The 26521-nt window shown below is 32.2% G+C and carries 24 protein-coding genes; 12 read left to right on the forward strand and 12 right to left on the reverse strand.

Annotation, left to right across the window (positions count from 1 at the left end; genetic code table 11):
- Positions 1–37 precede the first annotated feature (37 nt).
- The 4 genes from AX016_RS14655 to AX016_RS14670 all read left to right on the forward strand — a co-directional run bounded on the left by AX016_RS14655 (position 38) and on the right by AX016_RS14670 (position 4848).
- Positions 38–1213, forward strand: coding sequence for an MFS transporter (locus tag AX016_RS14655; protein WP_100896325.1), 1176 nt, complete (start codon positions 38–40; stop codon positions 1211–1213).
- Between the two features lie 19 nt (positions 1214–1232).
- Complete coding sequence (locus tag AX016_RS14660; protein WP_100896326.1) at positions 1233–2570, forward strand: M28 family peptidase; 1338 nt, start codon at positions 1233–1235, stop codon at positions 2568–2570.
- A gap of 74 nt (positions 2571–2644) precedes the next feature.
- Positions 2645–3115, forward strand: coding sequence for an FKBP-type peptidyl-prolyl cis-trans isomerase (locus AX016_RS14665; RefSeq protein WP_100896327.1), 471 nt, complete (start codon positions 2645–2647; stop codon positions 3113–3115).
- Positions 3116–3225: 110 nt separating this feature from the next.
- Positions 3226–4848 (forward strand): M1 family metallopeptidase, encoded by a 1623-nt coding sequence (locus tag AX016_RS14670; protein WP_100896328.1) that lies wholly within the window; start codon positions 3226–3228, stop codon positions 4846–4848.
- Positions 4849–4930: 82 nt separating this feature from the next.
- Here AX016_RS14670 and AX016_RS14675 read toward each other — a convergent pair whose 3' ends face one another.
- Together AX016_RS14675 and AX016_RS14680 are read right to left on the reverse strand one after the other, a co-directional pair.
- Complete coding sequence (locus AX016_RS14675; RefSeq protein ID WP_100896329.1) at positions 4931–7783, reverse strand: M16 family metallopeptidase; 2853 nt, start codon at positions 7781–7783, stop codon at positions 4931–4933.
- Positions 7784–7819: 36 nt separating this feature from the next.
- Entirely contained in the window at positions 7820–8356 is a 537-nt protein-coding gene (locus AX016_RS14680) for a hypothetical protein (protein ID WP_232732636.1), read from the reverse strand.
- Between the two features lie 106 nt (positions 8357–8462).
- Between AX016_RS14680 and AX016_RS14685 the strand changes: the two genes are divergently transcribed.
- Positions 8463–9038, forward strand: coding sequence for a YdeI/OmpD-associated family protein (locus AX016_RS14685; protein WP_100896331.1), 576 nt, complete (start codon positions 8463–8465; stop codon positions 9036–9038).
- A 1-nt stretch (position 9039) separates the two neighbouring features.
- On the opposite strand, the gene AX016_RS14690 is transcribed toward AX016_RS14685, so the two are convergent.
- Positions 9040–10506 (reverse strand): magnesium chelatase, encoded by a 1467-nt coding sequence (locus tag AX016_RS14690; protein ID WP_100896332.1) that lies wholly within the window; start codon positions 10504–10506, stop codon positions 9040–9042.
- 81 nt (positions 10507–10587) lie between these two features.
- Complete coding sequence (locus tag AX016_RS14695; protein WP_100896333.1) at positions 10588–11715, reverse strand: vWA domain-containing protein; 1128 nt, start codon at positions 11713–11715, stop codon at positions 10588–10590.
- Between the two features lie 155 nt (positions 11716–11870).
- On the opposite strand from AX016_RS14695, the gene AX016_RS14700 reads away from it, so the two are divergent.
- The 6 genes from AX016_RS14700 to AX016_RS14725 all read left to right on the forward strand — a co-directional run bounded on the left by AX016_RS14700 (position 11871) and on the right by AX016_RS14725 (position 18496).
- On the forward strand, positions 11871–12431 hold the full coding sequence (locus tag AX016_RS14700) for a PepSY-associated TM helix domain-containing protein (protein ID WP_232732637.1): 561 nt from the start codon (positions 11871–11873) through the stop codon (positions 12429–12431).
- A 49-nt stretch (positions 12432–12480) separates the two neighbouring features.
- Positions 12481–15687 (forward strand): WD40/YVTN/BNR-like repeat-containing protein, encoded by a 3207-nt coding sequence (locus tag AX016_RS14705; RefSeq protein WP_100896335.1) that lies wholly within the window; start codon positions 12481–12483, stop codon positions 15685–15687.
- Positions 15688–15739: 52 nt separating this feature from the next.
- Positions 15740–16396 (forward strand): YceI family protein, encoded by a 657-nt coding sequence (locus tag AX016_RS14710; RefSeq protein WP_100896336.1) that lies wholly within the window; start codon positions 15740–15742, stop codon positions 16394–16396.
- A gap of 106 nt (positions 16397–16502) precedes the next feature.
- Positions 16503–17081, forward strand: coding sequence for a superoxide dismutase family protein (locus tag AX016_RS14715; RefSeq protein ID WP_100896337.1), 579 nt, complete (start codon positions 16503–16505; stop codon positions 17079–17081).
- Positions 17082–17160: 79 nt separating this feature from the next.
- Positions 17161–17691, forward strand: a complete 531-nt coding sequence (locus tag AX016_RS14720; RefSeq protein ID WP_100896338.1) for an RNA polymerase sigma factor — start codon at positions 17161–17163, stop codon at positions 17689–17691.
- Between the two features lie 4 nt (positions 17692–17695).
- A complete protein-coding gene (locus tag AX016_RS14725; protein WP_100896339.1) occupies positions 17696–18496 on the forward strand; it encodes an anti-sigma factor in 801 nt (266 codons plus the stop codon).
- A 546-nt stretch (positions 18497–19042) separates the two neighbouring features.
- Here AX016_RS14725 and AX016_RS14730 read toward each other — a convergent pair.
- From AX016_RS14730 to AX016_RS14740, 3 genes are all read right to left on the reverse strand, one after another.
- Positions 19043–20320: a tetratricopeptide repeat protein gene (locus AX016_RS14730; RefSeq protein WP_100896340.1), complete on the reverse strand. Its 1278-nt coding sequence runs from the start codon at positions 20318–20320 to the stop codon at positions 19043–19045.
- A gap of 75 nt (positions 20321–20395) precedes the next feature.
- Entirely contained in the window at positions 20396–21091 is a 696-nt protein-coding gene (locus tag AX016_RS14735) for a hypothetical protein (protein ID WP_100896341.1), read from the reverse strand.
- A gap of 21 nt (positions 21092–21112) precedes the next feature.
- Positions 21113–21790, reverse strand: coding sequence for a DUF4331 family protein (locus AX016_RS14740; RefSeq protein ID WP_100896342.1), 678 nt, complete (start codon positions 21788–21790; stop codon positions 21113–21115).
- A 144-nt stretch (positions 21791–21934) separates the two neighbouring features.
- Between AX016_RS14740 and AX016_RS14745 the strand changes: the two genes are divergently transcribed.
- Positions 21935–23119, forward strand: a complete 1185-nt coding sequence (locus AX016_RS14745) for an LETM1-related biofilm-associated protein (protein WP_100896343.1) — start codon at positions 21935–21937, stop codon at positions 23117–23119.
- Positions 23120–23211: 92 nt separating this feature from the next.
- Here AX016_RS14745 and AX016_RS14750 read toward each other — a convergent pair whose 3' ends face one another.
- The 5 genes from AX016_RS14750 to AX016_RS14770 form a co-directional block, all read right to left on the reverse strand.
- Positions 23212–23967: a LytR/AlgR family response regulator transcription factor gene (locus tag AX016_RS14750; protein WP_100896344.1), complete on the reverse strand. Its 756-nt coding sequence runs from the start codon at positions 23965–23967 to the stop codon at positions 23212–23214.
- A 92-nt stretch (positions 23968–24059) separates the two neighbouring features.
- Positions 24060–24401, reverse strand: a complete 342-nt coding sequence (locus tag AX016_RS14755) for a 2TM domain-containing protein (RefSeq protein WP_100896345.1) — start codon at positions 24399–24401, stop codon at positions 24060–24062.
- Position 24402: 1 nt separating this feature from the next.
- Positions 24403–24735: a 2TM domain-containing protein gene (locus AX016_RS14760; RefSeq protein ID WP_100896877.1), complete on the reverse strand. Its 333-nt coding sequence runs from the start codon at positions 24733–24735 to the stop codon at positions 24403–24405.
- Entirely contained in the window at positions 24735–25040 is a 306-nt protein-coding gene (locus AX016_RS14765) for a 2TM domain-containing protein (RefSeq protein WP_100896346.1), read from the reverse strand. Before AX016_RS14765 ends, AX016_RS14760 begins: the two co-directional genes overlap by 1 nt.
- Positions 25041–25071: 31 nt before the next feature.
- Positions 25072–26394: a 2TM domain-containing protein gene (locus tag AX016_RS14770; RefSeq protein ID WP_100896347.1), complete on the reverse strand. Its 1323-nt coding sequence runs from the start codon at positions 26392–26394 to the stop codon at positions 25072–25074.
- Positions 26395–26521 lie beyond the last annotated feature (127 nt).

The raw sequence follows: 26521 nt of genomic DNA on the forward strand, positions 1-26521 counted from the left end.
AGGTTTAGTACTTTTGTACGACCAACCAAAAACCTATATGAATAGCTTAACAAGGAAATCCTATATTTTACCATTATTAATAGTATCGCAATTTGCGTGTACATCTTTATGGTTTGCTGGTAATGCTATTGTAGACGATTTAGCTTTAAAAACCGGACTAGGAAACAGTATAATTGGTTATGTTTTATCCTCTGTACAATTAGGTTTTATATTAGGTACTTTGGTGTTTGCCTTATTAATGATTGCAGACCGGTTTTCACCATCTAAGGTTTTTGCAATTTGTGCTTTGTTTGCGGCATTATGCAATTTTAGTTTACTTGCAGATACTATTACCAAATGGCACATTTTAGGTGCTAGATTCGGAACCGGTTTTTTTTTAGCCGGAATATATCCTGTAGGTATGAAAATTGCCTCTGATTATTACAAAAACGGACTTGGTAAAGCGTTAGGCTATTTAGTTGGTGCTTTAGTTCTAGGAACAGCTTTTCCTTTTTTAATTAGTGGCTTAAATTGGGGCAGTAATTACCAAACAATATTACAAGCAACATCAATTTTAGCTTTACTAGGAGGCTTAGTAGTTGTTATTTTTGTTCCTAACGGACCTTACAGAAAACAAAGTTCTAAACTTAAACTAAAAGCAGGCGTACAATTGTTTAAAAATCCCATTTTTACAAAAGCTGCAATAGGTTACTTTGGTCATATGTGGGAACTCTATGCATTTTGGGCATTTACACCATTAGCTATAAAAACAATAAACAACATACAAAACACCAACTATTCTGTTCCTATTTTCACCTTTATGGTTATTGCTTTAGGTGCAGTATCCTGTGCTGTTGGCGGCTCTTTTTCTAAAAAGCACGGTAGCTATAAAGTAGCTGTAATTGCTTTATTTATTTCTGGACTCTGCTGCTTTTTATCTCCTTTATTTTTTAAACTACCTGCGCTATTTTTTATTATTAGTTGGTGTATTTGGGGAATGGCAGTAACAGCAGATTCTCCACAATTCTCTAGTCTAGTTGCACAAGCCGCACCAACAGAATTAAAAGGAACTGGACTTACACTTGTAAACTCTATAGGGTTTGCTATTAGCATTTTAAGTATTCAGCTTTTAGCAGCTTTAGCAACAAGCATTAATGCTTCTTTTATTTTCTTATTTTTAGGCATTGGACCACTTATTGGTTTATTTGCTTTACTTAAAAAGAAATACAACTAACTCACATAAAAACTAAAAAATGACTCTCAAAAAATTATTCTTACTATTATTTATTCTTGGTATAACGTTTACAAATGCACAAACAAACTCTAAAATTTACGATATTATTAATGCGGTTTCAGAAGAGCGCATTAAAAATGATATTACTACACTAGCTAACTTTGGCACACGTAACACCTTTAGTGACACTGTATCTAATACAAGAGGAATTGGAGCTGCAAGAAGATGGATAAAATCTGAATTTGACAAAATGTCTACCGAATGTAACAACTGCTTAAATGTATTTTATCAGAAAGATTTTGTTACAAAAAAAGGAAACGGTAGAGTACCACATGATGCGTGGGTTGTAAATGTTGTTGCTATACAAAAAGGCACAAAGTATCCTAACAGATATATAATTATGAGTGGCGATATAGACTCTAGAGCTAGTGACACTATGGATTTTACTACAGATGCTCCCGGCGCAAATGATAATGCTAGCGGTATGGCTGGCACAATGGAAGCTGCACGTGTCTTATCAAAATATAAATTTGAAAATAGTATAATTTATGTAGGTCTTTCTGGTGAAGAACAAGGCTTATTTGGTGGTGCTGGTTTAGCTAAATATGCCAAAGAAAAAGAATGGGATATTATTGGTATTCTAAATAATGATATGATTGGAAATATTAAAGGTGTTGATGGCGTAATAAGTAATAGGGATTTTAGAATTTTTTCTGAACCTGTACCTGCAAACGAAACAGAAAGGCAACGTAAAGCAAGACGTTTTTATGGTGGTGAGGTAGACGGTATATCTCGCCAATTAGCACGCTACATTCACAAAAATGTAAAAACATATATGCCAGAAATGAATCCGATGATGATTTATAGGTTAGATAGATTTGGTAGAGGTGGGCATCACAGACCTTTTAACGATCTTGGTTTTCCTGGCATAAGAATAATGGAAGCGCATGAAAACTACACTCAACAACACCAAGATATTAGAACGGAAAATGGCATTGCTTATGGCGATGTTGTAGAACACGTTAATTTTGCATATGCTAAAAAACTAACTGCTGTAAATGCTATAACAATGGCTAATTTAGCTTGGGCCCCTCCTTCTCCTACAACAGTTAAAATTGGAGGTATTGTAGAGGCTTCTGCCAAACTTGAGTGGTCGCCGGTAGAAGGTGCTTTAGGTTATAAAATATATTGGAGAGATACTACTTCGCCTACTTGGGACAACAGTAAATATGTAGGTAATGTTACAGAGCAAACTTTAAACGGTATTGTAATTGATAATTCATTTTTTGGTGTTGCAGCCGTTGGAAAAGATGGTTTTGAGAGTGTTGTAGTTTTTCCTAATAAAATTATGAGGTAGTTAACATTAACTTATTTTTAAAATTAAAGCTAAAGCTAAACACTTATATTTGCTAAGCTTAAAAAAAACTATAAATGAAATACGGAATACTGATACTTGTTTTTACACTATTTATATCTTGTAAAAATGACGATGTTACAATTAAAGAACCTGTAGATTACACTGCACAAAACGAAGCAGAAATTAAAACTTACATAGAAAAAAACAACCTTACTGCTCTAAAAAGTGATAGCGGTTTATATTATGTTATTAATGATGAGGGTAACGGAATAAGACCAACAGCAAGCTCTGATGTTACTGTAGCTTATAAAGGATATTTTACAGACGGCAACACTTTTGATGAAAGTGATGCTAACGGAATTTCTTTTAATCTACAACAAGTAATTGCTGGCTGGACAGAAGGTATTACCTACTTTAAAGAAGGTGGTAATGGTGTGTTACTAATACCATCTAGATTAGGGTATGGCAGTAATGATGTAAGCCGCATACCAGGAGGATCTGTTTTAATTTTTGATATTAATCTACTAAGTGTAAATCAAAATTAAACCTTAAAAATACAAGTTAAACAAGCCATTAATTAGGAAACTCTTTAATGGCTTTTTCTTTTTATTACATTTACAGATAAATATATTTGTACTACTAACAAACTACTCATATGAAAAAAGCTTTATTAATTTGTGCTACCCTACTCCTATCTTTTGGTGTATATGCACAAAAAACATTTACAAAAACAGATACTTTACGTGGCACAATTACTCCAGAACGCGCTTGGTGGGATTTAAATTACTACCATTTAGACGTAACAGTAGACCCTGCTACAAAGTATATTTCTGGTAAAAACACCATTATGTATACTGTTTTAGATGAAAATCAAGTGCTTCAGGTAGATCTACAACCACCTTTAAAAATTACCAAAGTAACACAAAAAGGGAAAAAGCTAAAATTCACCTCAGCAACAAATGCGCATTTTATAAAACTAAAGCAAAAACAACAAATTGGTGCCGTTAACCAAATTGTGGTGTATTATGAGGGTAACCCTAAAGAAGCTGTAAATGCACCTTGGGATGGTGGTTTTTCTTGGTCTAAAGATGAAAACGGAAAACCATTTGTAGCTACATCTTGCCAAGGTTTAGGTGCCAGTGTTTGGTGGCCAAATAAAGACCATATGTATGACGAGGTAGACAGCATGCGTATTAGTGTTACCAACCCAAAGGGTTTGTCTAATATCTCTAACGGAAGACTAGAAAAAATTGAAGAACACGCTAATACTGTAACATCTCATTGGGTAGTTAAAAACCCAATTAATAACTATGGTGTTAATGTTAATATTGGTGACTATGTACAATTTTCTGAAGTTTATAAAGGTGAAAAAGGTCCTTTAGACATGAATTATTATGTGCTACGCGATAACTTAGAAAAAGCAAAAGTACATTTTAAAGATGCTCCTAAAATGATGAAGGCTTTTGAGCATTGGTTTGGACCTTATCCTTTTTATGAAGATGGTTACAAACTGGTTGAAGCTCCTTATTTAGGTATGGAACACCAAAGTTCAGTTACGTATGGTAACAAATATATGCAAGGTTATTTGGGTAGAGATTTGTCTGGTTCTGGCTGGGGTTTAAAGTTTGACTTTTTAATTATTCACGAATCTGGTCACGAGTGGTTTGCAAATAACATTACCAACAAAGACATTGCAGATATGTGGATACATGAGAGTTTTACGGCTTATTCTGAAAGTCTATTTTTAGATTACTATTACGGAACCCAAGCTGCTAACGAGTACGTTATTGGTACTCGTAGAAGCATTGCAAACGACATTCCTATTATTGGTAATTACAATGTAAATGATGAAGGCTCTGGAGATATGTATTACAAGGGTGCTAATATGATACATAGTATTAGGCAGTTGGTTGATAATGATGAAAAATGGAGACGTATTTTAAGAGGGTTAAATAAAGACTTTTACCATTCTGTTGTAACCACAGATGAAATTGAAGATTACTTAAGTCATCAATCTGGAATAGATTTAACAACTATATTTAATCAGTATTTAAGAGACGTACGTATTCCTAACTTAGAATATAAAATTGAAGACAATAAACTAAAGTACAGATATACAAATATTGTAAGTGGTTTTGATATGCCTATAAAAGTAAAAATTAACGATAAAGAACAATGGGTTTTTCCTTCTGCTGATTGGAAAACAACTAAAGTATCTTCTGAAAACGCTACTGTAGTTTTTGATCCTAATTTTTACATCAATCTTAAAAAAATATAAATATATAGCACTTATAAAATGAGTATAAAAAAATCCGCTTTACAATGTGTAAAGCGGATTTTTTATGATTAAAAACTAGTGTTTAGTCTTTTAATATCACATCAGGATTTAATAATTCTGGCTCACCGTACCCTAACTTATTAAGTTTATTAAGCTGCGTTTTAGCATCACCCACAATTAAGTAAATCATTTTATCTGGATTAACATATTCATCTGCTAATGCTTTAACATCTTCTACAGACATATTTTTTACTCCTTGCTCTCTTTGCTTAGCATAATCTACAGGATAATTATACATACTAATATTCTCTAGCATATTTAATTTAGACCCCATAGTTTCAAAAGCTCTTGCATTACTTTTTACCATATAGCCTTTAGATACCTCCAAATCGTTTTGGTTATAGCCTTTACTATAATTTTTCATAATATCTTTAACCAACTGAGAAGCCTCATAAGTTACATTGGTACGTACACCACTAGATACTGTAAATAAACCAGATGTTTTACCACCACTAAAGCTAGAGCCTACCCCATAAGTATATCCTTTACCTTCTCTAAGTTCTTGTGTTAATTGCGATGCAAAACTGCCCCCACCTAGTCTATAGTTCATTACCTGCGCAGGATAAAAATCTTTATCTGTGGCAGCAATTGCTGGTGTCCCAAATAACAATATAGATTGTTTAGCATCTGGTACATTATAAAAATACACTTTAGATTTTTCTGGAGTTTTAGCTGCAATTACTGTTGGTACAGTTACATTTTTTTGTTCCCATTTACTATTTAAAGTCTCTAAAGATGCTGTAGCGTTTGCTGCAGTAATATCTCCTACTATATGAAAATTAGCAACAGTTGGCGATACATTAGCATTGTAGTATTCTTTTAAATCATCTAAAGTTATTGTCTTTACAGATGTTGTTGTACCTGCATTATTATTTGCTAAAATATTGTCTGCACCATAAAGTACTTTATAAAATTCGTTTCTAGCAATACTATTAGGGTTAGCTTGCGCTCTTTGCAATTGACTAATAGTACTTTGTTTAAGCAAATTAAACTCTTTAGGATCCCAACGTGGTTCCAAAATAATTTCATTAACCAAATCCATTACTTTTGTATAGTTTTTAGCTAAACAATTGCCAGAAATTATAATATACTGGTTGCTTGCAGATGCAACAATTGTTGCTCCTAAAGTTTCTATAGCATTCTCTAATTCTTCTGGCGTTTTATTTTTTGTCCCTTTGGTTAACATAGATGCTAGCAAATTAGAAACACCTATTTTATTTTTATCTTCTAGTAACATACCACCATTAATTATAAAATTAAATTCTACTAGTGGCACTTCATTATTCTCTATACCAAATACCTTAATTCCAGATGAAAGCTCCTCTTTATAAACGTCTGGTACTTTTACATCTGGGCTATCTCCGTAAGGAGGCTCTATACTACGGTCAAAACTAGAAGGTGTTTTTTGGTAAGTAGCAGCAATACTAGGATCAAAAGTACTTTCTTTACCTTCAACAATTTTCTCTTCTACAACCTCAGCTTTTATAGATCCTTCTAAAACCAAAGAAGATTGACCTTTTGGCACAGCACTTACCGCAACAAAATTCTTTCCTTTTACATACGTGTTGTACACACGCATAACATCTTCTTTAGTTACTGCTAATATATTTTTTACATCTTCACTAACATAACCAGGATCACCAGCAAAAATCTCATATTGTGCCAACTGAAATCCTTTACCCAATACACTAGAAAGTGAATTGTAAAAATCTGTTTCTTGACCTGCTTTTATTCTGTTAATATCTGCATCAGAAATACCATCTTTTTCAAACTTAGTAAAAGCTTCTTGTACAGCATTATTTACACTTGTAAGCTCTGTAGTATCAAAAGCAGTAACAGATAATGTTAATTCACCTGCAAGCTCTGATGAGTAATTATACATACGCACACGATCTGTTAGCTTTTTATCTTCTACCAAAACCTTATATAAAGGTGCTTTTTTACCATATGCTAGGTATGATGATAATACATCTAATGCATACGCATCTTTATGAAACTCTGGTACAGATGGCCACGTTATAGATAGTTGTGGTAAACGTGCAAAGTTATCTTCATAGTATAACTTTTTAGTTTCTGGTAAAGCAACAGGCTGCTTCTCTAAAGCTGGTATATCATCACCTTTTTTAATTTCATCAAAATACTTTTTAACCCATTCTTTTGCTTGGTTTTTATCAAAATCACCAGCAATTGTTAATGTAACATTATTAGGAACATACCACTTATTGTAAAAATCTTTTACATCTTGTAAAGTTGCATTTTGCAAATCTTCTAAAGACCCAATAACTGTCCAGCTATATGGGTGACCTTCTGGATATAATGCTTTTGTTTGCACATAGTTTACGTGTCCGTAAGGATTGTTATCTACTCGTTGTCTTTTCTCATTTTTTACAACCTCTTTTTCTTTGGCTAAAACAGGTTCTGTAACTGTATTTATAAAATACCCAAGCTTGTCTGCCTCTGCCCAAATCATTTTTTCTAAGGCATCTTTAGGCACTGTCTGAAAATAATTGGTACGGTCTCTACTTGTAGATCCGTTTGCACCAGAACCGCCAATACGCGCACTCATTTTGTCTAAACCACCTTTACCCAGATTTTCAGATTCTAAAAACAATAAGTGCTCAAATAAATGAGCAAAACCTGTTCTGCCTACTTTTTCACGAGCAGAACCAACGTGACTAGTTAATGCTACTGCCACAACAGGATCTGACCTATCTATATGAAAAATAACTTGCAAGCCATTATCCAATGTAAATTTATCATAATCTACTTTAAATTCTGTTTTTGCTATTTCTTCTGATGTTTTTTCTGTTTTCTCCTTACAAGAGATTACAAGCAACACAGTTACTGCTGCCAAAAAAGATTGTAATTTTCTCATTTTTTTATTGATGAATTAGTTTTAAGTTAAGTATAATTATTTTTTAGTTCCCATTAATACATTTACCCCTTTAGGCATTGGGTTTCCAGAAGATCTGCGCATAACTACTATTTGTCCGCTGTGCCATATTGCATCTGCAATAGGTCCGTTTATAGCATTCCAAAACGGAAGCTTAAATTCTTCATTAAAAACCAACTCGTGTTCTTTTAAGTCAGTCGCATTTTTTAAAATATCACTAGCTTTTTTAAAGTTCTCTAATGTTTTTTTTCTTTTTTCCTTAAAGGTTAGTTTTTGGTTTTTATCTTCATCAATCTTTAAACTGGTTGTTTTTAAAATCATTTTAGATAAACCATAAATATGATCTACGGTTTCACCAGTGCTCCTACCCTCTTTGTTTGGTTTATATTCTAAATCTTTTGGCTGTAACCCTTCTGTTGCCCAATAATATCTAAAACCCAAGGCGTCTATAGTTCTGGCAGCTACTGTGCCAGCTGTAAAACTGTTTGGTGCCTCTGGTATTTGATAATATGGTAGATCTTGTTTAGACAGTTCTTGCGCATTTAAAGACATCATAATTATAAAGGTTAAAACAATAAAGGTATAAGTACGTTGCATCTTTTTAGTTATTTTTGGATATAAATATACATTAAAGTTTATACTAAAATATCACCAAGCCAAAATGGAAACAAAACCAGAACTCTATTTTAAAAACACTACCGAATGGCGAGAGTGGTTGCATAACAACCACAAAACTAGTTCTGGAATTTATATAATACTATACAAAGTAAGTCACGCTAAAGAAAGTATGCTTTGGGAAGATGCGGTTAAGGTTGCACTTTGTTTTGGTTGGATAGATAGTACCGTTAAAAATTTAGGTGACGGAAAAAGAAGGCAATATTTTTGCAAACGAAAAGCAAAAAGCGTTTGGAGTAAATTAAATAAAACACATATAAAAAATCTAATTGCTGCTGATTTAATGCACCAAAGTGGATTAGATAGTATTAAAATTGGTAAGCAAAATGGTTCTTGGACAGCTTTAGATGATGTAGAAAACGGAGTTATACCTAAAAACTTACAAGAAGCTTTTAATGAAAACCCCAATGCTTTTAGAAACTACAATAGTTTTGCTCCATCCTATAAAAAACATTATCTATACTGGTTAAACCAAGCCAAAAGAGAGGAAACAAAGCAAAAAAGAATCGCAGAGATTATAAAACTCTGCGATGCCAATATAAAATCTAGGAATACGTGGTAGTTTACAATCCGCTTATATAATTACTATACGGATCTTTAAACTGTATACCTTCTGTAAATCTGTATTTACTTAATTGCTTAAACTGTACTAAGCCCCAAAGTATAAACTCTTTTACAAAATAGCTTTCTTCTTTTTTTAATTTTGGTTGATGTGCTCCTAACAAATCATCTAAAGGAGAAACAGCATCTAACATATTCTTGTATTGTTTATCACTTAAATCATCAAGAAGTTCAAATCCGGCTTCATTATTAAAAAACCAAGAAACTACATCGTCATAAGGACTATCGTCTTCTTGTTTTTTAAGTTTTTCAATTTTAGGAAAATAATCTACAAACAACGTTTGTACCGCATCACCAATTAGATTATAAGCTACGCTTGCTGCACCTTCCTGTTCTCCTTCATAAACTAACTCTACTTTACCCGTAATTGCAGGTATAATACCTATAAAATCACTAAGTCTAACCGTAGTTTTAGTGTCTCCGTTTTTTAATGCTCTAAGTTCTGCTGTACTTAATAAGTTTTCAAAAGCAGTAATACTTAGTCTAGCACTTACACCACTTTTAGCATCTATATATTCGCTTTTACGTGCTTCAAAAACAATTTGTTCTAATAGGTCTTTTGCTAGCTCTGGAACCATTACAGCATTAGACTGCCTTTCGTCTAACTTAGCCTCTTGCGCTGTTATTACTTTAGCAGTTTCTATATCTTCTGGGTAATGAGTTAAAATCTGTGACCCTATTCTATCTTTTAAAGGCGTAACAATACTACCACGGTTGGTATAATCTTCTGGATTTGCTGTAAAAACAAATTGCATATCTAAAGGCAAACGTAATTTAAATCCTCTAATTTGTATATCGCCTTCTTGCAATATATTAAACAATGCAACCTGAATTCTTGCTTGTAAATCTGGCAGCTCATTAATAACAAAAATACAACGGTTAGCACGTGGTATCATTCCGTAATGTATTACTCTATCATCTGCATAACTCAACTTTAAGTTTGCTGCTTTTATAGGATCTACATCTCCAATAATATCTGCTACAGTAACATCTGGTGTAGCCAACTTTTCTGCAAAACGCTCGCTTCTGTGCAGCCAAGTAATAGGTGTACTATCTCCTTCTTCTTTAATAAGTTCTACAGCGTATCTAGAAATTGGCTGTAAAGGATCATCATTAATTTCAGATCCTTTTACCACTGGTATATATTCATCTAATAAATTAAGCATTAGTCTAGCCAAACGTGTTTTTGCTTGTCCGCGTAAACCTAATAAGTTTATGTTGTGTCTAGATAGTATAGCACGCTCTAATTCTGGTATTACAGTATTTTGATACCCGTGAACACCTGTAAATGTGGTTTCTTTATTTTTAATTTTTTCTATTAAATTATCTCTTAGCTCATCCTTTATAGACTTACTTTGGTAACCAGCTTTTTTTAAATCGCCTAGTGTTTTTATTGTATCTATTTTCATATTTTCTTTTTAGAAAAGAGGTTTATAAATTTAAGAAAACTGACTTTATTGTCTTATCTTATTTCTATTCTCTAAATTCTTTTATCCTTTAATTCGTTTTTTTCTATTGGTTTCGTAATCTTCAAAAATCATTTCTCCAAGTCCTTTTAAACCTGTATAAAATGCTTTTCCTTGGTTTGCGTGTGTGAACTCCCTTACAAATTGCATTAAATATGGGTCTTGCGCAATCATAAATGTAGTTATAGGTATGTGTAGCTTTCTTGCTTGTTGTGCCATACCGTAGCATTTATTTATAATGTTCTCGTCTAAACCAACACTATTTTTATAATACGTACCATCTGGCATTTGTAAACAACTTGGTTTACCATCTGTAATCATAAAAATTTGCTTGTTGGTATTACGCTTTCTACGGAGTAAATCCATTGCCAATTGCAAACCAGCAACAGTATTAGTATGGTAAGGACCAACTTGTAAATACGGTAAGTCTGCAATTTTAATAGGCCAAGCATCATTACCAAAAACAAGAATATCTAACGTATCTTTCGGGTAACGTGTGGTGATTAATTCTGCCAAGGCCATTGCAACTTTTTTAGCAGGAGTAATACGGTCTTCTCCATAAAGAATCATACTATGGCTAATATCTATCATAAGTACAGTACTCATCTGCGACTTATGCATAGTTTCTTCAACCACCAAATCATCTTCCGTTAACCTAAAATCACCAATACCGTTATTTACTTGTGCATTACGGAGACTTTCTGTCATAGACACTTTATCTAAAGCATCTCCAAATTGGTAATTTCTAAAATCGCCAGTATGCTCATCACCTGCTCCAACACCTTTGCTTTTATGGTTACCAGAACCGTTACGTTTTATTTTACCAAAAATTTGGTCTAATGCGGCTTGTCTAATAGCTCTTTCTGTTTTAGCCGTAATAGCAGTACCATTGCTACCATCTGGTTTTATTTCTTCTCTAATATAGCCTTTAGCCTTTAGGTCTTCTATAAAATCATCAATAGTATAGTCTTCTGTAGTAAGTTTATATTCTTTATCCAACTCCCGCAACCAATCTATAGCTTCATCAAAATCTCCAGATGTATGTGTAATTAACTCTTTAAAAATCTCAAAAAGCTTTTCAAACGGAGTTTGTGAAGGGGCTTTGTATTGCTTAAACACAAAACCTTTTCTGTTTATTTTATCATTCTTCATACAAGTATAAAAATACGGCTTTTTCAATAAACCTTCTATTTTCAAAAACGTATTTGTATTAAATGTTTGCTAAATGTAAGCTTGCTTTGTTAACATATTATTATGAAATTTTGGTGCAGTTTTCGTTATTTTCGGAAACTTTAAATAAGTTCCTATTGAAAATTAAGATTAACAAACTCGCAAAAAGCACTCGTTTATACAGAAATCTACATAAAACAGTAGCAATAATTTTGGTTGCTTTTATATTAATTATAAGCGTTACAGGAGCTTTGCTTGCCTGGAAAAGCGAACTTTACTTAAAACCTTCTACCTACAAAATAACTGCAAAAAACAATACTCTTGTTCCTTTAAAAACTATAGAAGAAAATGCCATAGCGTATATAGATTCTTTACAATTATCTACAATAATAGACCGTATAGATTACAGACCTAAAAAAGGTATAGCTAAAGTTAGGTTTGATGAGCATTTTACAGAGTTACAAATTAACTGCTACACTGGCAAAGTTGTATCTGTAAAACAACGTACAGATACTATTATTGAAAAAATACATGATGGATCTATTATAGATTATTTTATAAAAAATGATGCTTCAATATTTAAACTTTTATATTCTACTATACTTGCTTTAGGACTCATATTTATTAGTGTAAGTGGTATTATACTATGGATAAACCCTAAGAAGATAAAAAAAATAAAGACCACTAATAATCAATAACTTAACTCAATATTACTTATTTTTAAAAATCAACTAACAACTCTAAAAAATGAAAAAACTACACTCACTTTTATTCTTTTTTACTGTTTTGTGCTTGTCTGCGCAAGACTTTAAAATGGATTATGTACAAGACTTAAAGCCCAGAAACATTGGCCCCGGAGGTATGAGCGGCCGTGTAACTGCTATAGATGCTGTACATAGTAATCCTGATGTTATTTATGCAGGTACAGCCTCTGGTGGATTATGGAAATCTACCTCTGGAGGTATAAAATGGGACCCTATTTTTGATAAAGAAGTTACAGCTTCTGTTGGTGCTGTTGCCATACAACAAAGCAACCCCTCTGTAATTTGGGTAGGTACAGGAGAAGGTAACCCTAGAAATAGTTTAAATGGTGGTTATGGCATTTACAAGTCTTTAGATGGCGGTAAAAACTGGTTACCAATGGGCTTAGAAAAAACCAGACATATACACAGAATTGTAATAGACCCAACAAACCCAAACATTGTTTATGCTGGTGCAATTGGTTCTCCTTGGGGAGAGCACCCAGAACGTGGTGTTTTTAAAACAACAGATGGTGGTGTTACCTGGAAAAAAATACTCTTTACCAATAACAAATCTGGTGTTGCAGATTTGGTAATGGACCCTACAAACCCAAACAAGCTAATTGCTGCAATGTGGGAGCACAAAAGAGACCCTTGGTTTTTTAAATCTGGTGGTGTTGGTAGTGGCTTATATATGACGCACGATGGTGGAGAAAACTGGAAAAAAATTACTGAAGAAGATGGTTTACCTAAAGGAAATTTAGGCCGTATTGGTGTTGCAATTGCGCGCAACAAAACTAATGTTGTTTATGCTTTAGTTGAAGCTAAAAAAAATGCATTATACAAATCTACCGACGGTGGCTTTAAATGGAAAAAAATTAATGATAAATCTGATATAGGAAATAGACCTTTTTATTACTCAGAAATTTATGTAGATCCACAAAACGAAAATAGAATTTATTCTGTTTTTACTTATATAAATGTATCTGAAGATGGTGGTAAAAACTTTAGCCAATTAATGCCTGCTTATGGTGCAGATAATGGCGTACACCCAGATCATCACGCCTGGTGGATACACCCAGAAAACGGACAGTTTATGATGGACGGTAATGATGGTGGACTAAATATTACCAAAGACGGTGGTAAATCTTGGCGTTTTATTGGTAACCTACCTGTAGCGCAGTTTTACCATATTAATGTAGATAACGAGTTCCCATACAACGTTTATGGAGGTATGCAAGATAATGGCTCTTGGCGTGGACCTGCTTTTGTTTGGAAAGCACAAGGTATACGTAACAGCTACTGGCAAGAAATTTCTTTTGGTGATGGTTTTGATGTTGTACCAGATTTAGATGATTCGCAATTTGGTTATACAATGAGTCAGCAAGGAAATGTATCCAGATATGATTGGAAAACAGGGAACAATTACTCTGTAAGACCAACACCACCAGACGCAGAAACAAAATTGCGTTTTAATTGGAACTCTGCTATTGGTCAAGATCCTTTTAACAATGCTACAGCATATTTTGGTAGTCAGTTTGTACACAAAACAACAGACAAGGGGTTAACGTGGACAATTATTTCTCCGGATTTAACCACTAATGATCCAGAAAAACAAAAACAAAGCGAAAGTGGCGGATTAACTATGGATGCTACCGGAGCAGAAAACCACTGTACTATTTTAGTAATAGAACCTTCTCCTGTAGAAAAAGATATGTTGTGGGTTGGTACAGATGATGGCCGTGTACACGTAACACAGAATGGCGGTACCAACTGGACAGATGTGACCAAAAATATAAAAGGTCTACCAAAAGGTAGCTGGATACCACAAATTAAAGCATCTAACAAAAATAAAGGAGAAGCTTTATTAGTTGCTAACGATTATCGTAGGTTTAACTACGCACCTTACGTTTACAAAACTGTTAATTATGGTAAAACGTGGACTAGAATTGTAGATGAGGGCGATGTTAAAAGTTATGCTTTATCTATTGTAGAAGATCCAGAAACACCAAACTTATTATTTTTAGGTACAGATGATGGTTTGTATATATCTTTTGATGCTGGTAGTAAATGGCAAAAATGGACAGAAGGTTTCCCTACTGTATCTACAAAAGATTTAATAATACACCCTAGAGAAAACGACCTTGTAATTGGTACTTTTGGTAGAGCTGCTTGGGTTTTAGATGATATTAGACCACTACGTGCTATAGCAAAAGACAAAACTGTACTAACTAAAGATGTTGCTTTATTTACACCTCCTGTTGCCTACCAAGCAGCTTACCAACAACCTACAGGTAGTAGATTTGGTGCAGATGCATTATTTAATGGTGAAAACAAAAAAGGTGGTGCTATGCTAACGTACTTCTATAAAAAGAAAGAAAAAGTAGAAAAGCCTAAAGATGAAAACAAAAAGGAAGAAAAAGAAAATACTCCTACAAAAAAAGATGGTGTAGCTTCTAAAGATTCTTTACAATTTCAGTTTTTTAATGGTGAAGAATTAATACGTACTATTAAAATTAAAGCTCCTAAAAAAACAGGATTACACCGTTACTACTGGAATATGTCTGAAAAAGGTTCAGAAAGACCATCACGTAGCATACGTAAATCTAAAAGAGAACCAAGCGGACAAAGAGTTAAACCTGGTACTTATAAAGTACAGTTAACCTACGGCTCAACCACAGATGAAACAATGCTAACTGTAAAGTCAGACCCAAGGTTAAATGTATCTAAAGCTAATATTGATGAAATATACAATGCTAGCAAAACATTAGCAAGTTATACCCAAACTGCTGCAGACGCTGTTAAACAACTTGTAGAAAGTAAAAATACTGCCACAAAGTACAAGTCAGATTTATCAAAACTAGACAAAGAAAAATACAAAGAAGAAATTAAAGCTTCTGCAACTATTATAAAAGATATAGATGCCGTTATTGCTCTTTATATAGGTAAAGTAGATAAAAGACAAGGAATTACAAGAAACCCAGAAATTACAGTTATGCAAAGAATTGGGGCTGCAAACGGTTATGTACGTAGCAGAAAAACAGGTTTAACTAGCACAGAAAACAACCTAATACAATTTGCTAAAAAAGAGTTAGAAACGGCTTTAGAAAAAACAAATACCTTTTTCTCAGAAAAATGGAATCCGTACAAAACAAAAATTAGCAGTTTAGAAACCAATTCTTTTAAAGAAATAAAAACCTTTACAATTAATTAAAAGGATAAGAGTAATAGATTTTTTACCTTTATACTTTAAAATTTATAGTATTATGAAAAAGATAAAATTAGTATGTGTAAGCTTATTAGCTGTAGCAGCTTTTAGTTGTAAAAATGCAAACAAAGAAAACTCTCATAACTCTGAAGATCATAAAAACGCAGATCATAGTCACACAGAGGCAGAGGCTCAATATACTTTAGTTGCAGACTCTACAAAAGCTAGTTTTACAGCATATAAAACTACAGATAAAATTGGTGTTGGCGGTACATTTAAAACGGTTAACATTAAAAAATCTAACACAGGATCTACTCCTTTAGAAGCTTTAAACGGTACAGAGTTTAGCATTCCTGTAAGTAGTTTATTTACAAATGATGGCACTGGAACAAGAGACCCAAAAATTATAGAATTCTTTTTTGGAGTGATGAAAAACACAGAATTAATTTCTGGAGTTTTAAAAGTTGAAGATGATAAAGCTTCATTAGATGTTACTTTAAACGGAGAAACAGCAAACATTCCATTAGAGACTGAAAAATTATCTGATAATAAATTTACATTTACAGGTGTAATGAATTTAGAAAACTGGAATGCTTTAGACGCAGTTGCATCTATAAACAAAGCTTGTGAGGCTTTACATACTGGTGCAGATGGTGTTAGTAAAACTTGGAGCGATGTACAGATAAAAGGCGAAGTACTTTTAGCTAAGAAGTAATTTTTTAATTGATAGCGTTACTATTTACTTTTTATGGGTTAAAGATATAAGAGCATTACTCTTAGTTTAGTGCAATAATTTTGTACTAATAGAAAACCATAATAAGATGAAAAAAATAATAGTAACGCTATCAATTCTTTTTATAAGTTTTACATACAGCTGTAAAAATCAAAATAAAAAAGCGGAGGAAACAACTACTACAAATGCCACCGTAATTCCTGATAATAAGGAATCAAAATCATTAACAATTACATTAGAGCCTAAAAGCAACAGTAATGTTACTGGTAAAATTACCTTTACCCAAAGCAAAAATAAAGTGGCAATGGTTGCCAACCTTACTGGTTTAAAACAAGGTGAATATGCCATACATATTCACGAAAAAGCAGATTGCTCTTCTGAAGATGGTAAATCGGCAGGCGGACACTGGAATCCTACTTTTGAAAAACACGGAAAATGGGGTGATAAAGAAGGATACCATAAAGGAGATATAGGTAATTTTATTACAGATAAAAACGGTAATTCTGAAATTAAATTTAGCACCAATGAATGGTGTCTAGATTGTGAAGATCCCAAAAAAAATATTTTAGGAAAAGGAATAATAGTTCATGAAGGTGTAGACGATTTTACATCTCAGCCAAGTGGAGATGCTGGTACAAGAGTAAGTTGTGCCGGAATCATAGAATAAATTAAACAAACTTATACATTATAAAAAAGCTACACTTATGTAGCTTTTTTATATTATCTTACAACAGTAAATACAATATATGCAATTAGAAACCCTAGTAATACAATTTCAAAAGAAAGACCCCAAAGCTTTTGAAAAGCTATATAATATGTATGCTGAAAATATCTGTGGCGTTATAAATACAATTGTAAAAAACACAGACATCTCGCAAGAAATTTGTCAAGACGTGTTTGTTAAAATTTGGAATAACTCAGACAAATACAACTCTTCTAAAGGCAGGTTTTTTACTTGGATTTTAAATATAGCTCGTAATGCTGCAATAGACGAAGTGCGTTCTAAATCCCACAAAAACAGTAAACAAAACCTATCTGCAGATTACTTCGTAAGTATACTTGAGGATGGTAATAATCTTGATAGTCAAATGGATGCTATTGGAATTAAAAAGTTTTTAGTAAATCTAAAAGACAAGTGCGTACAAATTATAGAAATGCTATACTTTAAAGGCTACACTCAAAAAGAAGCTTCAGAAGAATTAGATATTCCTTTGGGAACAATTAAGACAAGAAATAGAAGTTGCATATCGCAACTAAGAAAAAATGTATTAGACTAGGTATATGAATATTGAAGAATACATAGCGTCGGGAAAATTAGAACTTTATGTTGCTGGGTTACTCTCTGAGGAGGAAAACCTGCAAATACATAAAGACGCAGAACAGTACCCGGAAATTAAAAAAGAAATAGAGGCCATAGAAGCGTCTATACTAGCACTTAGTAAATCTGCTTCGCCTAAAATAAATAGTGGTATGTTTACCTCTATTAAGCGTAAACTTAATTTTACAGAAGAGACTAAAGTTGTACAATTACCTAAACAAAAAACCAGCTGGGCAACTTATACTGGTTGGGCTGCTGCTGTGGTTTTATCTGCAGGTATGTTGTGGATGTACAACCAGAATAAAGATTTAGAGTCTAAGATCGAAATAGTTTCAAAAGAGAAAGTAGACTTAGAATCTAAAATTGACAATGCAAATAATTCTTTAACTGAAACACAAGATTTATTAAATACAATTAGAGATAAAGATATAGATGTTGTTGCTTTAGGAGGACAAACAATTTCTCCAGAGTCATTTGCAAAAGCATATTGGAACAAAAAGGAACAAAAAGTATTTATAGATGCTAAAGGATTACCAGAGCCACCAGATGGTTTTGTTTACCAAGTGTGGTCTTTAAAACTTAATCCTTTAACACCAACTAGCTTAGGATTACTTGAAGACTTTAAGGGAGATGAAAATAAAATATTTGCTTTAGCAAATGCCAACAATTCAGAAGCCTTTGGTATTACCTTAGAACCTGCAGGTGGTAGCGAGTCTCCTACACTGGAGCAATTATACACTTTAGGTGTAGCCGCTAGTTCTTAAAAAAATCACATATTAGATAAAAAAATCCTCTAGAAATAGAGGATTTTTTTATGCGTAAAACTTATAACAATAAAAAAAGCCCTGCGAACACAGGACTTTATATTTAACAAAACCAATAAATGTTAAACAAACATATTTTAATTCAGAATTTAAAAAACACTACTTGTGTATTTTAATCTGTTTTTCTTTTAATTTATGAGCGTTATTATACTCTACTTTTTTCAAAGACTTATGAGCCGAAAACAACTTGTAACAATAAAATGCCATTACGGCTATCCAAATAATAAAAAAATAATATTCCATAACAAATATGTTTTAATAGCAATAGTTCTTAAATAGTACTACTCCTATTTCTACTACATACGGAGTTTTAGGTTAAGTGGTTTTATTAAAACTGCATTTTTATTGTTTTAGTATATTAACATAAAAAAATCTTAAAATTACACTTCACTAAAAAGCACCGAAACCCAACCGTTTCAGTGCTTTAAGCAACAACCTACAACTAAACTCTACAAAAGTTGTACTTGTAAATATTTTATTACCTACCTATAAACTTGTTATTTTCTTCTCCATATTTGGCCCTAATTCATAAATGGCACCTGTTAATTCTGTCTTTAACTCTTTTACCTTTTCTGTATCACCTGCTGCTTTGTATATTTCTGCTACATTGTATAAAATATGCGGTTCAAACGTTTTACCTTCTATGTGCTCTTTAATAATGTTTACGGCATTAGATACATCTCCTTTTTTGTAAAAACTATGTGCCAGTAACATATAGGATTCTGGTGTTTTTCTGTTACTAATCTCTTCTTTTGCAATTTCTAAAGCTTTGCCATACAAATCTGTATAGTCTAAGTAAAAGTTAACATTATAAGCATTATACATAGCTCCGTAAGCAGGGTTTTTGACTGCTTTTATGTATCTATCCATATTTTTAAGCTTCTCTGTTTTGTTTTCTTGATATTCTGCTATTTCAGCTTTTAACAAGTAATAATCTGGAGTGCTATAATTTTTAGTAATTGCATTTAAAATACGTAATGCCTCTGTTGGGTTACGTTCGTAAGAAAAAGCAATCCAAGCAATTCCTTTTTTAGCATATGCATTGTGAGGTTCTAATTCTAAAGATTTTAAATAATACTTGTAAGAGTCTTTAATTCTTCCGGCGTGCCCGTAATAGTCTGCTATATTTGTATAAGACCATACTTTTAAATTAGTATTGTTAGACATTTCTGCCAACTGTTTAGCTTTTTCCATATAAACTATAGTAGCATCTAAATCTCCTTTATAGTCTTTCCATTTTGCTATTCTAATTAAATAACCAAAGCTGTTTTTATCTTTTAATGATAATAAATTTTCTTCTGCCTTTTTATATTCACCTAGTTCCATATATACATCAAACAAAAGGCTATGTGTTTGCGCTACTCCACTTCCCATTTTTTGGGCTGCTAGTGCCATTTCTAAAGCTTCTTTAAACCTATGCTGAGAAATATAATTACGACCCAACGATCTGTAAAAATCTGCTTTATTAACTGCTGCAACATCTACGGCTCTTGCTAAACATTGTTCTGCCTTTTTAAGATATTCTATTTTACCCGTGTTTTTAAAGTACCTGTTGTACTCTTGTGCAACCATACCAAAACTGACAATTTGCATACTGTCTGGCTTTATTTTTGAGTTCCATAACTCATATTTTCTTGAAGTTGTTTTTTTTGCATCAACCTTTAAAAAAGCGTTATAATCTTTGGCATTTGTAATTACTGTATTACCTTCTAAATTACAAGAAGCAAGCGTAATTAAAAGGGAAAATAAGGCTATATTTTTCATTTTATTAAAATTTGTAGAGTTATAAAAAGTAGTAATAAAAGGAGGCTACACACCTCCTTTTATGGTTATTGTATTTTAGTTTTCTGGAGTTCCTAAAAAAGGAAAATCTGTAGATACTGTAGCTGTTAAGCCAACACCGTCTGATGTTAAACGAGGTAAATCTGCTGTACCATCACCATCTGTATCTTGACCACTAAAACGGTCTCCTTCTGCTCCTCCAAAAAGCAATATTAAAGACACATCAATAACATCATCTGTTATTAGTCTTCCAGTTAAAGCAACTTCATCGCCATCTGGAACAAGAATTCTTCCATCACCATCATTATCTGTACCTGGATTAAAATATGTAGTTGGTAAGTTTGGAGCAACTTCTAATACATCTGCTGCTAAATAGCTAGTTAATGTTACTGCATCTAGACCTAAAATATTGTTCTCGTAGTTTACATCTGCAGGATCTGCTCCTAATAAATTAGCATAAACATCATGGTACTGCTCTAATCTAGCCTCAAAACCAGCCTGAAACATTGCACCCATTTCTGAAGGCACTGTAACATTTTGGGCATCTTTTACACTTGGTTGCCCATCTATATCATAAGACAAAACAGTGTTAATACCTGGTCTACCCATATGGTCTACCTGTGTATATGTACCAGAAAAATCTGTTGCCTCTGGCTCCATATTCATATCTCCGTTATCATCATCAGAACAAGACGCTATAGTTAATGCCGCCCCAAAAACTAAGGCAAGGTGTTTTATATTATATAATTTCATAATTGTAAGTTTTTAGTTTTATTATTTTTTATTTGTAGTTACCCAAGTTTTATACACTTCTAAACCTAAAGCATTAGTAGCTGTAGCAGTACCCAGCATAGCATTAGGAATTTCAATAGCAATAGACATAGTATTGGCACCATTAAAAGTATCTGTAGCTTCATCTGAAGCCTTAAAACCTTCTGGAGCCATACCACCTATTACAGCATTAAACTGTGTAAAGTCAAAAAAGAAAGCATCTTGTCTAGGACCAGCAAATAACTTAACACCATTAGATAGTTCCTCTATAGTAGCTGTAGCACCAGATATAGCAACAGACCCTAAAGGAGCATTTACCATAACTTCTCCATTTAAACCAGTAGAAGAAGGCTCTACAGGACCAAAAAAGTACATTTTACCATCTCTAGGTATTGCTTGTATTACCAAATCCTCTACCAAATCACCATCTCTATCAATATTTATTTCAGTTAATACACCTTCATCAAAAGAACCATAAGCTAAATCTGGTAAAACGTTAGTTTGTAGATCAACAACAAATACTGTATTGTCTGAACCAGTTGTTGGTTCAAAAGCATAAAAATCTGCAATATCTGCAGTTTGTCCTGTAGTAGAAGGCGCATCAATATGATCTGCCGCTACTAAAACTACACCCACTATTGCTAGTAAGCATACAACTAATAAATTTCTGTTTTTTCTCATTGTAGTATGTTTTAATTATAAATTCACCCCTACTTACGGAGCTTTAAAAAGTAGGGTTTGGTTTTTAATTGTTAAAATTTTGTTAAACAGAAATAAAGCATATATTACATCTATACAATATATAGTTTAGCAAAAAATTAAGTTATGAACCCGTCTGCTTCTGGTTGGATAGATAAGTTTGGACAAGTAGTTACTAATAGTAATGTTGTCTACACTAATTTTAATGACTTATACCGTAGTCTTTGTACTACAGGTTTCATATATGGAATTCACGTAAAATGGCTACAATTCATTCCAATTACACACACACCTACAGAAGATGAAAATGCAAAAGCTAATCTAATTTCTGCCCTATATTTTACATATATATTAGAATATAAAGATTATAATTACGCTAATTTCATAAAAAAAACAACTCATTTTTATGAAGCTTTAGATGTAAACTCTAGCTTTTTTGATACGATTTTTACAGGATCTAAAGCAAGTAATAAATTAGAAGCTATTTTAAAATCTAGAGTATTTTTAGAGGAAAATTTAATTAATAAAACATTTGGAAGCTCTGTTACCAACACCTTACTTTTTGTTGATGTTTTACTTTTTAAGCGTTTTTTAACTGATGAAAAAGGCATAAAAAAATATGCAGAAGAGATAGAATATATCTTAATAAATCTTGTACACCACACCTTAAATTCTAAACAACAGCAAAAATATGATGAGCGTTTAAGTTATTTATTTATTGCTTCATTATCATTTTTACCAGACGATTATCATCATTTTGATGCACATTACAGAGCGCGTTTAATTGATAAATTTACACCAGAAGTATATCAATATTTAATGGATATTGTATGCGTTACAGCATGGGAAGATTTAACTTTAGACTACCAAGAATCTGAGTTTGTTTTTAGCATTGCAAACGACCTAAATTTAAAACGAAAAAAGGTTAAAAAATCTATTAAAAAAGTAGCTGTTTTTTTTAAAGAAAACGCAAAGGAAATTCCGTATTTAAAGGATCATAATTTAGCAGAAAAATTTTATAATAATACCTCTAAATTTGCTAACAAATTAATACTAAGAAATAGCAAAAGGTTACAAAAAGAATTGGCAGAAAGTAAAGAATTGGTTGCGTTAATATCTAAATCTACCATTACAAATTTAAGTGTGGAAGAGAAGAGAAAAGTACAAAACCAACTGCTAGATATTTTTAAGAGTATACCTTCTTTAGCTATTTTTATGTTACCAGGAGGAGCTATATTGCTTCCTATTTTTATAAAATTAATTCCTAAATTACTACCATCTTCTTTTGATGAAAACAGGATTGAAGAATAAGCCTAAATTGCATAAAAAAACCTAGTATAGATAAATCTTATACTAGGTTTTTTATTGTACTAATAAATTTAATACCAATATTTTAAAAAGGTTTACTCTAACCACAACTTAAAGTCTTTTACTTTTTCTCTACTTACTATAATTTCAGAATCATTATACTTATTTAATACCAGTTGAAGTCTAGAATTTGTGTAAGATACAATATCTTTTATATAGTTTACATTTACATAGAACTTACGACTAACCCTAAAAAAGTTTTTAGGTTCTAACTCAGATTCTAAATTTTCTAAAGTAATGTCTAGCAAATAATTTCTACCATCTGCAGTTGCTGCGTATGTACCTTTGTTCTCACTAAAAAAACATTCAATATCATCTGCGTTTATAATTTTTATATGCTGCCCTACTTTAACAGTAAATCGTTTTTTATACTCGCGTTCTATTGGGTTTACTAGTAGCTTTTTTATGTCTTCAAAATCTACCGATATTTTTGCGTTAGAAGCGGTCATATTTTTATACTTATTTACAGCAACTTCTAGCTCTTCATCATCTATTGGTTTAAGTAAATAATCTATGCTATTTAATTTAAAAGCTTGCAGTGCATATTCGTCATAAGCAGTGGTAAAAATAATAGCACTTTTTACATCTACCTGTTCAAAAATTTCAAAAGATAAACCGTCTGATAATTGTATGTCTAAAAAAATTAAATCTGGGTGCTTATTCTCATTAAACCAAATTATAGATTCTTCAACCGAGTGCAACATTGTAGAAACTGTTACATCTAATTCTGCAAGTAATCTACTTAGTCTTCTTGCTGCTGGTTTTTCATCTTCAATAATAATTACATTCATTAGTTTGGTTATTTATTTGTTGTTGGCAAAATAGAAAAAATCAATTTAATACTCCTATGCTATTTTATAAATTAAGGTTCTGTAATTTAAAACTACATGTATTTTACATCGTCATCCTGTTCCATATATTTTTCAATTTGTCTTTGTTCCCAATTTTTAAAAAACTGAAACTTATCTTTAAAAACATATAGTCCGTGGCAGGTTAACCCAAACAGCCAAAGTAATGGCATTACTGTCATATTAACATCTATCCAAACGGTTATGTTTTTTCCTACAGAAACAGAATCAAAAGAGAAGATATCAAACAGCTTAAATCTAATAATTAATACCACAATATTTACCACTAAAAACCAACCTAAATGATTGTAAAAATCTTTAATTTCTTTTACTTTTTTCTCTGCTCTTTCTAACTTACTTAATGGTGCTTTTTTCATCTTATTTCTTTTTTAAAAAGTCATCTGACTCCCTTTTTTCTTTTTCCATATACTTTTCAATCTGACGTTTTTCCCAATCTTTACTAAAAAATGGTAATGAGCCGTGAACTTTAGAGTAATGTGCTACTAAACCTATTCCCCAAAAAAATGGTGTAAAATATGTACCTATATTTAAAAATCCGTTCCAACCAGAACTAAAAATAACACTACCTACAATAAACAGGTTTACTAAAATAAACACCGTTAAATGAATGTAAAACCCTTTTAGTTCCTTTATTTTTTCTTTAGCTCTTTCTAGCTTTTCGTTTCTATATTGTTGATTATAATCTTCCATTACCTCCATTTTTTGTTGGTTTCTTCTTCCTCTTTCATTAATTGGTTAATTTTCTTTTGTTCCCAATCTTTACCCATAAAAGGGAAAATATTAAAAGCTTTAACCGCCTTAAATACAAGGCTAATACTTAAACCTAATACAACCCACAAAAACCAAGGATTACTAAATTCGTTAACGTAATAGTTAATTGCAGCTACTACAGCTACAGTAAAAGCAGATGATATTACTTTGTTGTAAAACTCTTTTTCTTTCTTTACACGCTCTTTGGCTCTTGTGTATTTATCTTCGTTAGTATTAATCTCCATAGTTGTATTTTTAGTTGGTTAGTTATTTCTCTTAAAATTTATCGTCTTCCATATACTCTTTAATCTTGCGGTTTTCCCAGTTTCTACCAAATAAAGGGTTATAACCAAAGGCTTCCATACCGTGAGCTGCTAAACCTAACCCCCAACCAAAGGCAGGGAATACCGACCAAGGAAAATCTGTTGTTTGGTAGTTTAACCATATTAAAAACGGAATTACAAAACAGTATGATACTAAGTTGTATGTAAATCCTTTTATTTTTTCTACTCTCTCTTTTGCTCTTTGATAGCGTTTTTCGTCTAAATGTACTTTTTGTGTTTCCATAGTTGATACTTGTTTGGTTAAGATTGGCAAGTGCACACTAAATTCTGTTGCGTCTTTGTTGATGATTACTGTTCTGTCTGTTAACATTTGGTAGCGTTGGTGTATATTTTTAAGTCCTACTCCACTACTCTTTTTAACTACTTTTTTCTCTTGTAAATTATTACTCACAATTAGCATACTATCTACTTCTTCAACCTTTAGGTGCAAAGGCTTGTTAGACGATACTATGTTGTGCTTTACCGCATTCTCTAACAATAATTGTAGCGATAATGGTATTATTTTGGCATCTGGATTACTACTTTTTTCTGGTACATCAAAAACAATACTATCCTCAAACCTCATTTTTAGTAAGCGTATGTATGTTTTTGCAAATTTTAACTCCTCGTCTACTGTAACCAAATCTTTATTCTTCTGTTCTAAAACATACCTATATACTTTAGATAATGATGTGGTAAACTTTTGTGCCTGGAACGGGTCTTCTTCTATTAAACTAGTTAACACATTTAAGCTATTGAATAAAAAATGTGGATCTAACTGATTTTTTAAAGCATCAAACTTTGCAGATGCTGTACCTGCTATAATTTTTTGCTCTTTTATTTTAGAGTCTTGTATATACTTATAAAAATAATAAGCATGTAGTGCTAAAGAAACCACTATAGATATTAGTATAGCAATCATATACGGAGATAACGTTTGGCTGTTTACATACTGCTCTACACTATTACCAAAAAGTACAATAGCTATTATAAACTTTACAATTGCAAAGGCAATAAGTGTTAGTACTACAGACCCCAATGCACCAAGCCATAGTCTTTTTTTAGGTTGCTCTTCCCAGCTATAAATACTAGATATATACTGAAAATAATAAGAGTTTACACAACTTAAAACAAATGAATACAAAAAACCAATGGCCACACTACGTAATGTATTGGTTAAAGAAAAGCCGTTACTAATAGTACCCAACACATTTATAATTGTTAGTACAATTGTAATGTAAATACTTATTTTTAATATTTTTTTAATATTGAACATTTTAAAATCTGATTTGGCTCTAATTTACTAAATAATTACTGTTCTTATCTGTTACAAAGTTGAGGCATTAGTTACTTTACTCAAATAATTTAGAACCCAATTGTAAATATTTACAGATGAGTTGTAA

Origin of the sequence: Cellulophaga sp. RHA19 (assembly GCF_002813425.1) — a bacterium.
Lineage (GTDB): Bacteria > Bacteroidota > Bacteroidia > Flavobacteriales > Flavobacteriaceae > Cellulophaga.

Bases quoted from the DNA above. Each gene is read 5' to 3' on its own strand.
- AX016_RS14745 (WP_100896343.1), top strand. From the start codon at position 21,935: ATGAACCCGTCTGCTTCTGGTTGGATAGATAAGTTTGGACAAGTAGTT.
- AX016_RS14750 (WP_100896344.1), bottom strand. From the start codon at position 23,967: ATGAATGTAATTATTATTGAAGATGAAAAACCAGCAGCAAGAAGACTA.
- AX016_RS14690 (WP_100896332.1), bottom strand. From the start codon at position 10,506: ATGAAAATAGATACAATAAAAACACTAGGCGATTTAAAAAAAGCTGGT.
- AX016_RS14770 (WP_100896347.1), bottom strand. From the start codon at position 26,394: ATGTTCAATATTAAAAAAATATTAAAAATAAGTATTTACATTACAATT.
- AX016_RS14720 (WP_100896338.1), top strand. From the start codon at position 17,161: ATGCAATTAGAAACCCTAGTAATACAATTTCAAAAGAAAGACCCCAAA.
- AX016_RS14685 (WP_100896331.1), top strand. From the start codon at position 8,463: ATGGAAACAAAACCAGAACTCTATTTTAAAAACACTACCGAATGGCGA.
- AX016_RS14735 (WP_100896341.1), bottom strand. From the start codon at position 21,091: ATGAAATTATATAATATAAAACACCTTGCCTTAGTTTTTGGGGCGGCA.
- AX016_RS14760 (WP_100896877.1), bottom strand. From the start codon at position 24,735: ATGGAAGATTATAATCAACAATATAGAAACGAAAAGCTAGAAAGAGCT.
- AX016_RS14710 (WP_100896336.1), top strand. From the start codon at position 15,740: ATGAAAAAGATAAAATTAGTATGTGTAAGCTTATTAGCTGTAGCAGCT.
- AX016_RS14705 (WP_100896335.1), top strand. From the start codon at position 12,481: ATGAAAAAACTACACTCACTTTTATTCTTTTTTACTGTTTTGTGCTTG.
- AX016_RS14725 (WP_100896339.1), top strand. From the start codon at position 17,696: ATGAATATTGAAGAATACATAGCGTCGGGAAAATTAGAACTTTATGTT.
- AX016_RS14665 (WP_100896327.1), top strand. From the start codon at position 2,645: ATGAAATACGGAATACTGATACTTGTTTTTACACTATTTATATCTTGT.
- AX016_RS14740 (WP_100896342.1), bottom strand. From the start codon at position 21,790: ATGAGAAAAAACAGAAATTTATTAGTTGTATGCTTACTAGCAATAGTG.
- AX016_RS14755 (WP_100896345.1), bottom strand. From the start codon at position 24,401: ATGAAAAAAGCACCATTAAGTAAGTTAGAAAGAGCAGAGAAAAAAGTA.
- AX016_RS14660 (WP_100896326.1), top strand. From the start codon at position 1,233: ATGACTCTCAAAAAATTATTCTTACTATTATTTATTCTTGGTATAACG.
- AX016_RS14675 (WP_100896329.1), bottom strand. From the start codon at position 7,783: ATGAGAAAATTACAATCTTTTTTGGCAGCAGTAACTGTGTTGCTTGTA.
- AX016_RS14670 (WP_100896328.1), top strand. From the start codon at position 3,226: ATGAAAAAAGCTTTATTAATTTGTGCTACCCTACTCCTATCTTTTGGT.
- AX016_RS14730 (WP_100896340.1), bottom strand. From the start codon at position 20,320: ATGAAAAATATAGCCTTATTTTCCCTTTTAATTACGCTTGCTTCTTGT.
- AX016_RS14765 (WP_100896346.1), bottom strand. From the start codon at position 25,040: ATGGAGATTAATACTAACGAAGATAAATACACAAGAGCCAAAGAGCGT.
- AX016_RS14715 (WP_100896337.1), top strand. From the start codon at position 16,503: ATGAAAAAAATAATAGTAACGCTATCAATTCTTTTTATAAGTTTTACA.
- AX016_RS14655 (WP_100896325.1), top strand. From the start codon at position 38: ATGAATAGCTTAACAAGGAAATCCTATATTTTACCATTATTAATAGTA.
- AX016_RS14680 (WP_232732636.1), bottom strand. From the start codon at position 8,356: ATGATGTCTTTAAATGCGCAAGAACTGTCTAAACAAGATCTACCATAT.
- AX016_RS14695 (WP_100896333.1), bottom strand. From the start codon at position 11,715: ATGAAGAATGATAAAATAAACAGAAAAGGTTTTGTGTTTAAGCAATAC.